This window comes from Mesorhizobium sp. M3A.F.Ca.ET.175.01.1.1 (genome assembly GCF_004791945.1).
Classification (GTDB): domain Bacteria; phylum Pseudomonadota; class Alphaproteobacteria; order Rhizobiales; family Rhizobiaceae; genus Mesorhizobium.
The window spans coordinates 1-292 of sequence record NZ_SRTP01000364.1; the positions used below are offsets into that span (position 1 = coordinate 1).

Here is a 292-nt window from a genome sequence, read left to right on the forward strand (position 1 = left end):
TCGCTCCGGCAGCGAATCAGCATCCGGTGGCTGCTCCGCGCCGCCATTGAGCGCCAGCTGCATGAACACCGTGTCCAGCCAGCGCCCATGCTTGTAGCCCGATCCTTCCAGGCGCCCGGAATGACGAAAGCCGAGCTTCTCGTGCAGCCGCACCGAGGCGCTGCCGGCATGGCCGTCGCCGATCACCGCAATGATCTGGCGAAAGCCTGCCAGGCGCGCGGCTTCGATCAGCGCCTGCATCAGCAGCAAGCCAACGCCCTGCCCCTTGGCCTCGGGGGCGACATAGACCGAA

Annotated in this window: 1 protein-coding gene; it reads right to left on the reverse strand. The window is 67.1% G+C overall.

Features of this window, described 5'->3' with window-relative positions; all coding sequences use genetic code 11:
• A partial coding sequence (locus EN818_RS32015) for a GNAT family N-acetyltransferase (RefSeq protein ID WP_135906761.1) occupies positions 1 to 292 on the reverse strand: 292 nt, incomplete at both ends.